This is a genomic window from Phyllobacterium sp. T2-21 (genome assembly GCF_055378485.1).
Genome location: NZ_AP027915.1, coordinates 392,600 through 405,781, shown reverse-complemented (window position 1 = coordinate 405,781; position 13,182 = coordinate 392,600). Strand labels below are relative to the sequence as shown.

The 13,182-nt window shown below is 60.2% G+C and carries 12 protein-coding genes; 11 read left to right on the top strand and 1 reads right to left on the bottom strand.

The window, feature by feature from the left end; translation table 11 throughout:
- Positions 1 to 169 precede the first annotated feature (169 nt).
- The 5 genes from ACZ5FP_RS23985 to ACZ5FP_RS23965 are packed head-to-tail and all read left to right on the top strand — an operon-like array spanning position 170 to position 5,554.
- Positions 170 to 1,186 (top strand): TRAP transporter substrate-binding protein, encoded by a 1,017-nt coding sequence (locus tag ACZ5FP_RS23985; RefSeq protein WP_288192232.1) that lies wholly within the window; start codon positions 170 to 172, stop codon positions 1,184 to 1,186.
- 11 nt (positions 1,187 to 1,197) lie between these two features.
- A complete protein-coding gene (locus tag ACZ5FP_RS23980; RefSeq protein ID WP_464664555.1) occupies positions 1,198 to 3,099 on the top strand; it encodes a TRAP transporter large permease in 1,902 nt (633 codons plus the stop codon).
- Positions 3,099 to 3,902, top strand: coding sequence for an SDR family NAD(P)-dependent oxidoreductase (locus tag ACZ5FP_RS23975; RefSeq protein WP_464664554.1), 804 nt, complete (start codon positions 3,099 to 3,101; stop codon positions 3,900 to 3,902). The genes ACZ5FP_RS23980 and ACZ5FP_RS23975 overlap by 1 nt, the downstream gene beginning before the upstream one ends.
- Positions 3,895 to 4,752, top strand: coding sequence for a PCC domain-containing protein (locus ACZ5FP_RS23970; RefSeq protein WP_464664553.1), 858 nt, complete (start codon positions 3,895 to 3,897; stop codon positions 4,750 to 4,752). The genes ACZ5FP_RS23975 and ACZ5FP_RS23970 overlap by 8 nt, the downstream gene beginning before the upstream one ends.
- 34 nt (positions 4,753 to 4,786) lie before the next feature.
- The gene (locus ACZ5FP_RS23965) at positions 4,787 to 5,554 is read left to right on the top strand and encodes an SDR family NAD(P)-dependent oxidoreductase (RefSeq protein ID WP_464664552.1); all 768 of its coding nucleotides are present in this window, start codon (positions 4,787 to 4,789) and stop codon (positions 5,552 to 5,554) included.
- 12 nt (positions 5,555 to 5,566) lie between these two features.
- Here ACZ5FP_RS23965 and ACZ5FP_RS23960 read toward each other — a convergent pair whose 3' ends face one another.
- The gene (locus tag ACZ5FP_RS23960; RefSeq protein WP_223614869.1) at positions 5,567 to 6,613 is read right to left on the bottom strand and encodes a LacI family transcriptional regulator; all 1,047 of its coding nucleotides are present in this window, start codon (positions 6,611 to 6,613) and stop codon (positions 5,567 to 5,569) included.
- A gap of 350 nt (positions 6,614 to 6,963) precedes the next feature.
- Here ACZ5FP_RS23960 and ACZ5FP_RS23955 point away from each other — a divergent pair, with 350 nt between their 5' ends.
- The 6 genes from ACZ5FP_RS23955 (at position 6,964) to ACZ5FP_RS23930 (ending at position 13,150) form a co-directional block, all read left to right on the top strand.
- On the top strand, positions 6,964 to 8,208 hold the full coding sequence (locus ACZ5FP_RS23955) for an ABC transporter substrate-binding protein (RefSeq protein ID WP_464664551.1): 1,245 nt from the start codon (positions 6,964 to 6,966) through the stop codon (positions 8,206 to 8,208).
- A 75-nt stretch (positions 8,209 to 8,283) separates the two neighbouring features.
- Positions 8,284 to 9,177: a carbohydrate ABC transporter permease gene (locus ACZ5FP_RS23950; RefSeq protein WP_464664550.1), complete on the top strand. Its 894-nt coding sequence runs from the start codon at positions 8,284 to 8,286 to the stop codon at positions 9,175 to 9,177.
- 2 nt (positions 9,178 to 9,179) lie between these two features.
- The gene (locus ACZ5FP_RS23945; RefSeq protein ID WP_403182564.1) at positions 9,180 to 10,076 is read left to right on the top strand and encodes a carbohydrate ABC transporter permease; all 897 of its coding nucleotides are present in this window, start codon (positions 9,180 to 9,182) and stop codon (positions 10,074 to 10,076) included.
- Between the two features lie 50 nt (positions 10,077 to 10,126).
- Positions 10,127 to 11,227 (top strand): ABC transporter ATP-binding protein, encoded by a 1,101-nt coding sequence (locus ACZ5FP_RS23940; RefSeq protein ID WP_464664549.1) that lies wholly within the window; start codon positions 10,127 to 10,129, stop codon positions 11,225 to 11,227.
- A 22-nt stretch (positions 11,228 to 11,249) separates the two neighbouring features.
- Positions 11,250 to 11,996, top strand: coding sequence for a sugar phosphate isomerase/epimerase family protein (locus ACZ5FP_RS23935; RefSeq protein WP_464664548.1), 747 nt, complete (start codon positions 11,250 to 11,252; stop codon positions 11,994 to 11,996).
- 14 nt (positions 11,997 to 12,010) lie between these two features.
- Complete coding sequence (locus ACZ5FP_RS23930) at positions 12,011 to 13,150, top strand: Gfo/Idh/MocA family protein (protein WP_464664547.1); 1,140 nt, start codon at positions 12,011 to 12,013, stop codon at positions 13,148 to 13,150.
- Positions 13,151 to 13,182: the final 32 nt, after the last annotated feature.

Below are 13,182 nucleotides of genomic sequence, written 5' to 3'. Positions count from 1 at the left end.
ACTATGGCATAAAAAATATTGCAAGATGCCAGCATTTGTTTATGGTTTTATCCAATTCAAGGAGGAATTGCATTCTATAATATGGACCTATGATTTGAACCGATGCGATGGAGGTTGCTTCGTTCAATGAGTTCCAGGGGAATGCGCCACGCTGTTCGGGAGGAATCACATGAACAATCTGTCACGCCGCCAGGTCCTGGCCGGCACCGCTGCAACACTGGTTGCCAGCCCCTTCATCATGCGGCGTCCGGCCCATGCGGCCGAATTTTCCTATAAATACGCCAACAACCTGCCGGTGTCTCATCCGATGAACATCCGGGCGCAGGAAGCCGCCGACAAGATCAAGGCGGAAACCGGCGGCCGCTTCGAACTGTCGATCTTCCCGTCGAGCCAGCTCGGTTCCGACACGGATACGCTCAGCCAGCTGCGTTCCGGCGCGGTGGAATTCTTCACGCTGTCCGGTCTGATCCTCTCGACACTCGTTCCGGCCGCATCGATCAATGGCATCGGCTTTGCTTTCCCCGACAGCGCCACCGTCTGGAAGGCGATGGATGGCGATCTCGGCGCCCATGTGCGCAAGCAGATCGAGAAATCGAATCTCGTCGCCATGGAAAAGATCTGGGACAATGGCTTCCGCCACATTACGTCGAGCACCAAGCCGATCACCACACCGGATGATCTGAAGAACTTCAAGATCCGTGTTCCGGTCAGCCCGTTGTGGACATCCATGTTCACCGCTTTCCAGTCATCCCCCGCCAGCATCAACTTCAACGAGGTGTACTCCTCGCTGCAGACCAAAGTTGTCGAGGGTCAGGAAAACCCGCTCGCCATCATCTCGACGGCCAAGCTCTATGAAGTGCAGAAATACTGCTCCCTGACCAGCCATATGTGGGACGGCTTCTGGTTCCTGTCGAACCGCCGTGCCTGGGAAGCCTTGCCTGACGATATCAGGACCGTCGTTGCCAAGCACATCAACGCCGCCGGCCTTGCCGAACGCGACGATGTGGCCAAGCTCACCGAAACCTTGCAGGCCGACCTGAAAACCAAGGGTCTTGAATTCAACACGCCGGACCCCGTGCCCTTCCGCGATGCCCTGCGCAAGGCAGGCTTCTATTCCGAATGGAAGGGTAAGTATGGCGAGGAGGCCTGGGGTCTTCTGGAAAAAGTCGTCGGCCAGCTGGCATAGGGGCGAACCCGATGGCAGGGCTCAGACTGACCGAAGACGCCGTGGCGGCGGAGGGCGAAAGCATGCTTTCTCCCCCGCCCCGCAATGACCACTCCATCGCATCGAAACTCGACCGGCTGCTTGGCCATCTCGTCGAGTTTCCCGTGGCAATCCTCGTTGTTGCCGAGGTGGTCATCCTGTTTGCCGGCATCATCGCCCGCTATGTCGTGCATCAACCGCTGATCTGGTCGGATGAACTCGCTTCAATCCTGTTCCTGTGGCTCGCCATGCTGGGTGCCGTGGTGGCGTTCCGGCGCGGCGAACACATGCGCATGACGGCACTGGTCGGCATGATGAACCCGCAGCGCCGGGCATTTTTCGATGTCATCGCCATTGTTGGCGCAATGGCATTTCTCCTGTTCATCGTCTATCCCGCTTATGACTATGCCCACGAAGAAACCTACATCACCACGCCGGCCCTGGAGATAACCAATGCATGGCGCGCGGCGGCATTGCCCGTCGGTGCCGGACTGATGATCGTCTCGGCGCTTATCAAACTCTTTCAGGTGTCGAACCTGCGGCATGTGGTGACGGCGATTGCCCTTATCGGCGTGCTGACGCTTGTCTTCTGGCTGCTTGGCCCTTCTTTGAAGCCGCTGGGCAACATCAATCTGCTGATCTTCTTCGTCGGTGTCGTCGCAGCCCTCGTTCTCAGCGGCGTTCCCATCGCCTTTTCCTTCGGTCTTGCCACCTTCGGCTATCTCGCCCTGACGACGAATGTGCCGATGATCGTGGTCATCGGACGCATGGATGAAGGCATGTCGCACCTCATTCTCCTCGCCGTGCCGCTCTTCGTGTTTCTCGGCGTGCTCATTGAAATGACCGGCATGGCGCGCGCCATGGTGCAGTTTCTGGCAAGCTTGCTGGGGCATGTGCGCGGCGGCCTGTCCTACGTGCTGATCGGCGCGATGTATCTGGTCTCCGGCATATCGGGCGCCAAGGCCGCCGACATGGCCGCCGTCGCGCCGGTGCTCTTCCCGGAAATGAAGGCCCGCGGTGCCAAGCCGGGCGATCTGGTTGCCCTGCTTTCGGCCACCGGCGCACAGACGGAGACCATTCCGCCCAGCCTCGTGCTCATCACCATCGGCTCGGTCACCGGCGTGTCCATCGCGGCGCTGTTCACCGGCGGCCTGCTCCCCGGCGTTGTCCTGGCTGTGATGCTGTGTTTCGTCGTCTGGCGGCGCTACCGCCATGAGGACCTGTCGCATGTCACGCGCGCCACCGGTGGGCAGATCGGTCGGGCTTTTGTCATCGCCCTGCCTGCCCTGGCGCTTCCCTTCATTATCCGTGCTTCCGTCGTCGAGGGTGTGGCGACGGCAACGGAAGTATCGACCATCGGCATTGTCTACTCCATCGTCGCGGGGCTTTTCATCTACAGGCAATTCGACTGGGCACGGCTGAAGCCGATGCTGGTGGATACCGCCTCGCTTTCCGGCGCCATCCTGCTGATCATCGGCGCGGCAACCGGCATGGCCTGGGCATTGACGCAGTCCGGGTTCTCGCGCGAACTTGCCGCCGCCATGACGGGGCTGCCCGGCGGCCCCATCACATTCCTTGCCGTTTCGATTGTCGCGTTCATCATTCTCGGCAGCGTTCTGGAAGGCATACCCGCCATCGTGCTCTTCGGCCCGCTGCTGTTTCCCATTGCCCGGCAGGTGGGCGTGCATGAGGTGCACTACGCCATGGTCGTGATCCTTTCGATGGGCATCGGCCTTTTCGCCCCGCCCTTTGGCGTCGGCTATTATGCGGCCTGCGCCATTGGCCGGGTCAATCCCGACGAGGGTATGCGGCCCATCTGGGGCTATCTCGCCGCCCTCATTCTCGGCATCATTCTCGTGGCTGCCGTCCCGTGGATTTCGATTGGCTTCCTCTAATGACTGAACGACTGAAAGATAAAATCGCCATGGTTTTCGGGGCAGGCTCGTCCGGCCCCGGATGGAGCAACGGCAAGGCTGCCGCCATCGCCTACGCGCGGGAAGGTGCAACCGTCGTTTGCATTGACCTGCAACAGGAAGCCGCCGAGGAAACGGCAGCAATCATTGCGGCGGAAGGCTTTTCCGCTTTGGCGGTTACGTCGGATGTCACCAGCAGCGCTTCCGTCACAGAGGCCGTGGACGCCACGATCGAGCGCTATGGCCGGATCGACATTCTGCACAACAATGTCGGCGTCGCCACAGCGGGCGGACCGGAAGACCTCGATGACGAAAAATTCCGGATGTCGCTCGATATCAATGTCGGCTCGGTGTTCCGCACCGCCAAGGCCGTCCTGCCGCATATGAGGGCGTGCAACTCCGGGGCGATCGTCAATATTTCCTCGCTGGCGGCCATCCGCTGGACCGGCTATCCCTATTTCGCCTATTACGCGGCCAAGGGCGCGGTCAACCAGGCGACCGTGGCGCTTGCCCTGCAATACGCACCGCACGGCATCCGCGCCAATTGCATCATGCCCGGCATGATCGATACACCGCTGATCTACAAGCAGATTTCCGGCAACTACACATCGAACGAAGAGATGGTTGCCGCGCGCAATCGCCTTGTTCCGCTGGGGCAGATGGGCAGTGCGTTCGATGTGGCCAATGCCGCCGTCTTTCTTGCCTCGGACGAAGCAAAATTCATCACGGGTGTCTGCCTGCCCGTCGATGGCGGACAGAGCTGTTCGGCGGTGGTCGGTGCCTGAGCGCCGGTTGCAGCAACCCGGCCCGGCGGCGGCGGAACGGTTCGAGAGTTTCCTCGGCACCGGGCGTACATTCAGCTTCGAGCTCCAGCCGGGTCTCAGTCTCAACGACGCCATTGCCATCCCGCTTGCCGCCGCCAATCTGCGCGCCGCATCGCTTGTCATCGAAGGCGGCGCCTTTGCTCCGTTCCATTATCTCATGCCGGCACTCTCGACCGATGGTCTTCATGCGGCATGGTACAGCGACACCTTCGCACCGGCAGGCGAAACCGTAATGGAACGGGGCAATGTCACGTTCGGCGAGCGCGACGGCGCAGCCTTCATCCATTGCCACGCCACCTGGATCGAACCGGATGGCAGGCGTTGCGCCGGCCACATCCTGCCGCACGAGACAATCGTCAGCCGGCCGATCCGCGCCACGGTGTGGGGTGTCGAGACCATCCGCATGGTGTCGGAGCCGGATGCAGAAACGGCATTCACCATTTTCCATCCCGTGCCGGTCAGCGCACCTGCGGCCGATGACGCCGGTCCGCGGACAGTCATCGCCCGTGTCTGCCCGAACGAAGACATCACCGGCGCGCTGGAAGCGATCTGCCGCAAGCACGGTATTGCCGGGGCGCATCTGCGCGGCGGCGTCGGCAGCCTGATCGGCGCCCGATACGCCGATGGCCGCCGCGTCGAGGATATCGCAACGGAAGTGTTCATCACCGGCGGGTTTGTTTCGGCAGATACCAGCAGGACCCGCATAGAGATCACCATGGTCGATACCAGAGGCGGCATCACCCGCGGCGATCTGGTGCGCGGCGACAATCCCGTCTGCATCACCTTTGAACTGTGTCTGGAAGAGGCCTGACCACCTCTTCTTCCGCAACAGAGAGGACCACGTCATGACGACATTCGATAGCGGCGAGCGCACCGCCCTTGTCACCGGCGGCGCATCGGGGATAGGCCTTGCGACGGTCCATGCCCTGGCCGGCGACGGCTGGAAGATTGTCGTTGCTGATCGCGACGTGAAGGAAACGGTGAAGGCAGACCTCGGCAAGGCCCATCCCGGCCGCATCCGCTTTGCCCAGCTCGATGTCACCGACGAGCACGCGGTCGAGGCACTCATGGCGGAGACGGAAGCAGGGTTTGGTCCGATCAGGGGGATTGTCTGTTCGGCGGGAATCGGCCGCGATACGCCGTTCTTCGATACCACGGCGGACATGTTCCGGCAGATCCATGAGATCAACGTCATCGGCACATTTCTGGTCACGCAGGCCGGTGCGCGCATCATGGCGGCAAGCGGCGGCGGCGCCATCGTCAATCTCGCCTCGATCTCCGGCATGCGCGGCAATATCGGGCGGGCGGCCTACGGTGCGTCAAAGGGGGCGATCATCAATCTGACCCAAGTGATGGCGGTCGAGCTTGCGCCCTACAACATCCGTGTCAATGCCATTGCGCCCGGCCCGGTCGAGACACCCCTGGCCGCCGCCGTGCATACGCCTGAAATACGCGAGGGCTGGAGCAAAACAGTGCCGCAGCGGCGTTACGGCCAGCCGGAGGAAATCGCCAGCACGATCGCCTTTCTTCTCGACGAAAACCGTTCAAGCTATGTGACGGGCCAAACGCTTGCCGTCGACGGCGGCTTCACGGCCGGTGGCCTCATCGGCTAGCAAACCGCTGGCTTACTCGGCCTCCGGATAGCTCAGGCTCTGCAACTGCGTCGGGTCCGCTCCTTCGATGCGCCGCAACACGGCCCGGGCAAGTTCGCGCCCGGCATGCCGCACATCTTCGTTAAACACAATGATTTCCGGGCGGAACCATTGCAGGAAATGCGTCGTCTGCTTCGACACCAGATCGATGTCCCGGCCAAGTTTCATGCCCGTTGCCTCGATACCCGCGACAACAGCGACGGTCAGGCCGCCGGTACAGCAGATGATGCCATCCGGCGGATTGGGCTGGCGCATGAACATTTCCGTCCGGTTGCGCACATCGTCCAATGAAATGCTGCCGTTCCAATGGTCGAGCATAACGGGCACTGCCCCGCTTTCCTGCAGGCCCCGCCTGAAACCATCGTCGAGATGCCAGTAATAGGTATGGGCCGGGCCCGGCCCCGCAACCATGGCGATCCGGCGGCGCCCGCGCTCAACCAGGCTTTTCACCGCCGCATAGGCATAGGCTTCGTTGTCGAAATCGTGGAAGGGATGCTCGATACCCATTCGCGTCCGCCCGTGCGTGGCGAAGGGAAAGTGATGATCTGTCAGATAACGCACGCGCGGATCGGACGGCTGGGTCTGGGACATGATGATCCCGTCAGCCGATCCGGTTTCAATGATGTAACGGATGGGCTGCATCGGATCGTTCTCGGGCGAGTATGGCGTCACGATGAGATGGTATGGCGTTTCAGCCAGGACTTCGGAAATACCGTAGACGAGATTGGAGGTCAGCCCCATGATCTCGCTCTGCGCGTTGAGCACCAGACTGATCACATTCGTCTTGCCGGTCCGCAGGCGCACACCCGCGCGATTGGGCCTGTAGCCGATCTGCTTGGCGATCAACTGCACCCGGGTCTTGGTTGCCTGTCCGATTTCCGGCGCATCCTTGAGCGCGCGTGAAACGGTCGTCACCCCGAGCCCGGCCATGAACGCGATGGTTTTCAGCGTCGGCCTCTCGCCGTCCGCGAGCGCCGCCACTTTTTCCCCGTCGTCAGGGTGATGCTGCTTGTCGTTCATGTCAATTCAACCGGTTAACCGAATTATTCTCCCTGTATGGACCCGCCAAGAGCGTTCTTCAAGATACCTTCCTCCAGTTTCTGTATCGTTTCAGGTTTTTCATATTTCCAAGTTGTTGCAATGCACCACAGGCTCAACCGCCGGACCGGTCCTCGCCCTGCTTTGCATAAAAGTCGATAGGCTGTAGACGGGAATTCTTGACATTAACCTCGTAACTAATTGTTTTTATTGCACACGAAGGAGGGTCCTGTGGATTATATCGATGATCGAAAAAAATCAGAGACGCATGATTGCCTCATTCAAAATTTTCAATTACCGTACCTGTAACGTTTCAGATTTGGGAGGATACGATGCGTTACCGGACATCTCTGGCCATATTGGCTGCATCCACATTGTTATGGACAACCGGCATTGCCGGCGCCGTGGACCTGGAGGTCACCCATTGGTGGACATCGGGCGGCGAGGCAGCTGCGGCCAAGGTGCTTGCCGAATCCTTCGACAAACAGGGCGGTGACAAATGGGTTGATGGCGCGATTGCCGGCAGCGGCTCGACCGCCACCCCGATCATCGTCAGCCGCATTCTTGGCGGCAACCCGATGGGCGCAACCCAGCTCAATACCGGCCGCGATGCGGAAGACCTGGTCAAGGCCGGCATGATGACCGACCTTTCCGATCTTGCCGCCAAGGAAGGCTGGGCCGCTTTCATCCGCCCGGCAAAGCTGCTCGACGCCTGTAAATATGACGGGAAGATTTATTGCGTACCGGTCAACATCCATTCCTGGCAGTGGATGTGGATCAATCCCAATACCTTCAAGGATGCGGGTCTGCCCGTTCCGGCGAACTGGCAGGAATTTGTCGCGGCGGCGCCCAAGCTGAAGGAAAAGGGTATCATCCCGCTAGCCACTGGCGATGCCTGGCAGGTCACCGGCATTTTCAACGTCATGATCCCCTCGCTCGGCGGCAAGGATCTGTTCCTGAAGGTCTATCAGGACAAGAATGCCGAAGCCGCCGCCGGTCCGGAAATGAAGGCGGTGTGGGAAGCGTACGCACAGGCCCGCAGCCTGGTCGATCCCGGCTATGTCGGCCGCTCCTGGAACGAGGCAACCACGCTCGTCATGACCGGCAAGGCCGGGGCACAGGTGATGGGCGACTGGGCTCAGGGTGAGTTCGGCGTGGCGAAAAAGGTCGCCGGAACCGATTATGACTGCCTGCCCGGGCTGGGCGGCAACGCCATTCTCGATACGGGCGGCGATGCCTTCTACTTCCCCAAGAACCAGAACCCCGAGGTGACCAAGGCGCAGCTGAAGCTGGCGAGCCTGCTTCTTTCCAGGGAAACGCAGGTTGCCTTCAATCTGGCCAAGGGCTCGCTGCCGGTGCGCGGCGATGTCGATCTCGAAGCCGCCAATGCCTGCATGAAAAAAGGCATCGAGATTCTGAAAAAGCCGGAAAACATCCTGCCGTCGCTGAACCAGAACCTGACCGCGGACACCAAGGGGCAGATCGAGGATCTGACCAAGGAGTTCTTCGCCGACGCCCACATGTCCGTCGATGATGCGCAGGCGCGCTTCGTCGCTATCATCAAGCAAGCCCAGTAGAACCGACCTTCCTCCAGGCACCCCGCCGGTCGCGCAAGCGATTGGCGGCCGTGCCAAGAGTTGACGGAGAACGCCATGAGTTCCACCGCGCGTCCCAACACATTGTTCAAGAACCTGAACGCCAAGGTTGCGGCCCTGCCGATGATCGCAACCGTTCTGGTGGTCTTCATCGGCTGCACGCTGTGGACTGTCGTTTATTCCTTCACCGCGTCGCGGGCATTGCCGGAGCTGACATTCGTCGGGTTCGACCAGTATACCCGCCTCTTCAACACGCCGCGCTGGAATATCTCCGCTGTCAACCTTGCGATCTTCGGCGTCTTCCTGCTGTTCTTTTCATCGGTCATCGGCTTCATTCTCGCGGCGCTGATGGACCAGAAAATCCGCTTCGAGAACACGTTCCGCACCATCTTTCTCTATCCCTACGCCCTCTCGTTCATTGTCACGGGGCTGGTCTGGCAATGGATACTCACGCCGACCTACGGCATCCAGCGGGTGGTGCGGGATCTCGGCTTTGAAAACTTCACCTTCTCGATTCTGAACGACCAGCGCTATGCCATCTATGCCATCGTCATTGCCGGCCTCTGGCATGGTACGGGCCTTGTCATGGCGCTGATGCTGGCAGGCCTGCGCAACATCGACGAGGAAATCTGGAAGGCCGCGCGGGTTGACGGCATCCCGATCTGGAAAACCTATCTCTTCATCATCATTCCGATGATGCGCCCCGTCTTCATCACCACCATTGTCCTTATCGCCGCCGGTATTGTCCGCGTCTACGACCTCGTCGTCGCCCTGACCGATGGCGGTCCCGGCAATGCCAGCGAAGTACCGGCCAAATATGTCTACGAATTCATGTTCCGCCGCGCCAATCTCGGACAGGGCCTTGCCGCGTCCACCATCATGCTGACCACCGTTCTCATCGTCCTCATTCCCTGGGTTTTGATGGAATTCCGCGAGGGCAAACGCAAATGACCATGGCAAGCCAGACCGCCGCCGAACCGCGCGGCAAACGTCCCACGACGACCTTCGCGCCGTCGACAATCATGATCTATGGCGTCCTGCTGGTGGCCGCGATCTACTACCTGCTGCCGCTCTACGTGATGATCGTCACTTCGCTGAAGGGCATGCCGGAAATCCGTCTCGGCAATATCTTCTCGCCGCCCGTGGAAATCACCTTCCAGTCGTGGAGCACGGCTTGGGACAGCGCCTGTACCGGCCTCTACTGCGAGGGCCTGAAGGTCGGCTTCATGAACTCGGTGAAGATCACCATACCGAGCGTCATCGCTTCGATCCTCATCGCATCGGTCAATGGCTATGCGCTGGCCAACTGGCGCTTCAAAGGTTCGGAGGTGTTTTTCAGCATCCTCCTGTTCGGCGCCTTCATTCCCTATCAGGTGATGCTGTATCCGCTCGTGATCATCACCCGCAATCTTGGCATCTTCGGAACGCTGACCGGCGTCATCGTGATCCACACCATCTTCGGCATGCCGATCCTGACCCTGCTGTTCCGCAACTACTTCGCCTCGCTGCCGGCGGAACTCTTCAAGGCGGCCCGCGTCGACGGGGCGGGTTTCTGGCGCATCTTCTTCCAGATCATGGTGCCGATGTCCGCGCCGATCTTCGTCGTCGCGATCATCCTGCAGGTCACCGGCATCTGGAATGACTTCCTCTTCGGTGTCGTCTTTGCCGGCACGAAAAACGTGCCGATGACGGTGCAGCTCAACAACATCGTCAACTCGACGCAGGGCGTCAAGGAATACAACGTCAACATGGCAGCCACCATCCTCACCGGCCTGGTGCCGCTGCTCGTCTACTTCTTCTCAGGCAAATATTTCGTCAGGGGCATTGCCGCTGGCGCCGTCAAAGGATGATCGCGGATGCAGCCAATCTTTCTACAACAGTTTCACGGGAGCGGATCGGTATGACCCAGCAGAGCCCCAGCGTTTCGATCAAGGATCTTTCGCTCAATTACGGTTCGGTGAGCGTGCTCAAGGAGCTCAATATCGACGTTGCCGATGGCGAGTTTCTCGTGCTGCTCGGACCATCGGGCTGCGGAAAATCGACCTTGCTCAACTGCATCGCTGGATTGCTTGAGATCTCGGACGGGCAGATTTTCATCAAGGACAAGAACGTCACGTGGAAGGAGCCGAAAGATCGCGGCATCGGCATGGTGTTCCAGTCCTATGCGCTCTATCCGCAGATGACGGTCGAGAAAAACCTTTCCTTCGGCTTGCGGGTAGCGGGCCTGCCCAAGGCGGAGATCGACAAGCGGATCGCCAATGCTGCTGATATTCTGCAGATCGGGCCGCTCCTGCAACGCAAGCCCGGCGCGCTTTCCGGCGGCCAGCGCCAGCGCGTCGCCATCGGCCGTGCCCTGGTGCGCGACGTCGACGTATTCCTGTTCGACGAGCCCCTGTCCAATCTGGATGCCAAGCTGCGCTCGGAGCTGCGTGTCGAGATCAAACGCCTGCACCAGAAGCTCGCCAATACGATGATTTACGTCACCCACGACCAGATCGAGGCCCTGACGCTGGCGGACCGTATCGCCGTCATGAAGGGCGGATTGATCCAGCAGCTGGACGAACCGCTCACCATCTACAACAAGCCGCGCAACCTGTTCGTCGCCAGTTTCATCGGCTCGCCGTCGATGAATTTCCTCAAGGGCGAGATTGCAGAGAAGGACGGCAAACCCGTCTTCCGCATCGCCGACCTCGATATCTCCCTGGAAAACTACGTGGCACAAGAATCTCTGCAGATCGGGCGGTCCGTCATTTTCGGCCTGCGTCCCGAGCACATCACACTCGGCGATCAGCCCGGCCCGGCAGGCCGCTCATGCAAGGCGACCGTCGATCTCGACGAGCCCATGGGCGCCGACAGCCTTGTCTGGCTGAAAGTCGCCGGCAAAGCCGTGTCGGTGCGCGTGGATTCCGGCCGCCGCTACCAGAACGGCGAAACCGTGCACCTCACCTTCGATCCAGCCCTCGCCTCGCTTTTTGACTCCCAGACTGAAGACCGCATCTGACAAACCTTATGGAGTACTGACCGTGACTGACTTTTCCTACCAGCTCTACAGTTCCCGCAACTTTCCCCCGCTCGATAGAATTCTTCCGATCCTGCAGAAGAATGGTTATGCGCAGGTGGAAGGTTATGGCGGGCTTTACGCGGATGCAGCGGCAACCCGGACCGCGCTCGATGCCCATGGCCTCACCATGGCATCCGGCCATTTCAGCATCGATCTTCTGGAAAACGAGCCGAACAAGGTGCTCGATATTGCCGGAACACTGGGCATGAAGGCCATCTATTGCCCGCATCTGGCCGTCGAGCAACGCCCCTCGGACGCGTCCGGCTGGTCGGATTTCGGCAAGCGGCTCGAAGCGGCGCATACCACCTACAGCAAGGCTGGATATATTTTCGGCTGGCACAACCATGATTTCGAGTTCAAGGCACTGCCTGACGGCTCGATCCCGCAGAAGCTCATCCTCGATGCCGCGCCGAGCATTTCCTGGGAGGCGGACATCGCCTGGATCATCCGCGGCGGCGCGGACCCGTTCCAGTGGATCGGGGATTACGGCTCCCGCATCAGCGCCGTTCACGTCAAGGACATCGCACCGGCTGGCGAAAACACCAATGAAGACGGCTGGGCGGATGTCGGTTACGGCACAGTCGACTGGAAAGCACTCTTTGCAGCGCTGAAGGGCACATCGGCCCGGTATTTCGTCATGGAACACGACAACCCGTCGGATGACGAACGGTTTGCCCGCCGTTCCGTCGCCACGGTCAAGGCATTCTGAAGAAAGACAGCATCATGGCAAAAACACTTGGTATTGGCATCATCGGCGCCGGCAACATTTCCGCCACCTATCTGAGGCTCGGCCCCCTGTTCAAGGGCATCGAAATCCGTGCCGTCGCTGACCTCAACAAGAAGGCGGCGGAAGCGCGCGCCAAGGAATTCGGCATCGAGGCACGCAGCATCGACAAGCTGCTTGCAAGCGATGACATCGACCTTATCGTCAACCTGACGGTGCCGGACGCGCACTTTGCCGTCTCGCACCAGATCCTGTCGGCCGGCAAGCATCTCTATTCGGAGAAGCCGCTGACCCTGTCGCTCAAGGATGGCCTTGAGTTGCAAAAACTCGCCAGCAAGAAGGGGTTGAAGGCCGGCTGCGCGCCGGACACCTATCTGGGCGGTGCGCATCAGCTGGCGCGCAAAGCGGTGGATGACGGCCAGATCGGCACGATCACATCGGGAACCGCCCATGTCATGAGCCACGGCATGGAGCACTGGCATCCCAATCCGGACTTTTTCTTCCGTCCGGGCGGCGGCCCGATCCTTGACCTCGGCCCGTACTACATCGCCAATCTCATCAACCTGATCGGACCGGTGAAGCGGGTGGCCGCCCTGACATCGATGGCTACACCGACCCGCACCATCACCAGCGAACCGCGCCGGGGTGAAACCATCGCGGTGACGACACCGACCACCATTCAGGCCCTGCTTGAATTTGCCAGCGGCGCGTCCATCACCCTGTCGGCAAGCTGGGATGTCTGGGCGCATCATCATCCGAACATGGAGCTCTACGGCACGGATGGCTCGCTGTTCCTGCCCGATCCGAATTTCTTCGGCGGCGATGTCAAACTGGCCAAGCCGGGCAAGAAGGCGAAATCACTGAAAAGCTGGGCGCATCCTTTCGGCATTCCCAACCAGAAGCATTCCGTCGGCATGATGGCCAATTACCGCACGGCCGGGCTGGCGGACATGGCGGCAGCGATTCTCGAGGGCCGCGATATCCGCTGCTCCATCGACCGGGCGCTGCACGGTGTCGATGTCATGGTTTCGATCCTGCGCTCCGGCGAAGAAAGGAAGTTCATCGACATCAAGACCAGCTGTACCCGCCCCGAAGCACTTGGGATCAAGGAAGCCAAATCCCTGCTGAGGAAGAAATAAGCCTCCCAAGGCTGTTCACCCCCTCTGCCCCG

Bases quoted from the DNA above. Each gene is read 5' to 3' on its own strand.
- ACZ5FP_RS23960 (WP_223614869.1), bottom strand. From the start codon at position 6,613: ATGAACGACAAGCAGCATCACCCTGACGACGGGGAAAAAGTGGCGGCG.
- ACZ5FP_RS23975 (WP_464664554.1), top strand. From the start codon at position 3,099: ATGACTGAACGACTGAAAGATAAAATCGCCATGGTTTTCGGGGCAGGC.
- ACZ5FP_RS23945 (WP_403182564.1), top strand. From the start codon at position 9,180: ATGGCAAGCCAGACCGCCGCCGAACCGCGCGGCAAACGTCCCACGACG.
- ACZ5FP_RS23940 (WP_464664549.1), top strand. From the start codon at position 10,127: ATGACCCAGCAGAGCCCCAGCGTTTCGATCAAGGATCTTTCGCTCAAT.
- ACZ5FP_RS23930 (WP_464664547.1), top strand. From the start codon at position 12,011: ATGGCAAAAACACTTGGTATTGGCATCATCGGCGCCGGCAACATTTCC.
- ACZ5FP_RS23965 (WP_464664552.1), top strand. From the start codon at position 4,787: ATGACGACATTCGATAGCGGCGAGCGCACCGCCCTTGTCACCGGCGGC.
- ACZ5FP_RS23955 (WP_464664551.1), top strand. From the start codon at position 6,964: ATGCGTTACCGGACATCTCTGGCCATATTGGCTGCATCCACATTGTTA.
- ACZ5FP_RS23950 (WP_464664550.1), top strand. From the start codon at position 8,284: ATGAGTTCCACCGCGCGTCCCAACACATTGTTCAAGAACCTGAACGCC.
- ACZ5FP_RS23980 (WP_464664555.1), top strand. From the start codon at position 1,198: ATGGCAGGGCTCAGACTGACCGAAGACGCCGTGGCGGCGGAGGGCGAA.
- ACZ5FP_RS23985 (WP_288192232.1), top strand. From the start codon at position 170: ATGAACAATCTGTCACGCCGCCAGGTCCTGGCCGGCACCGCTGCAACA.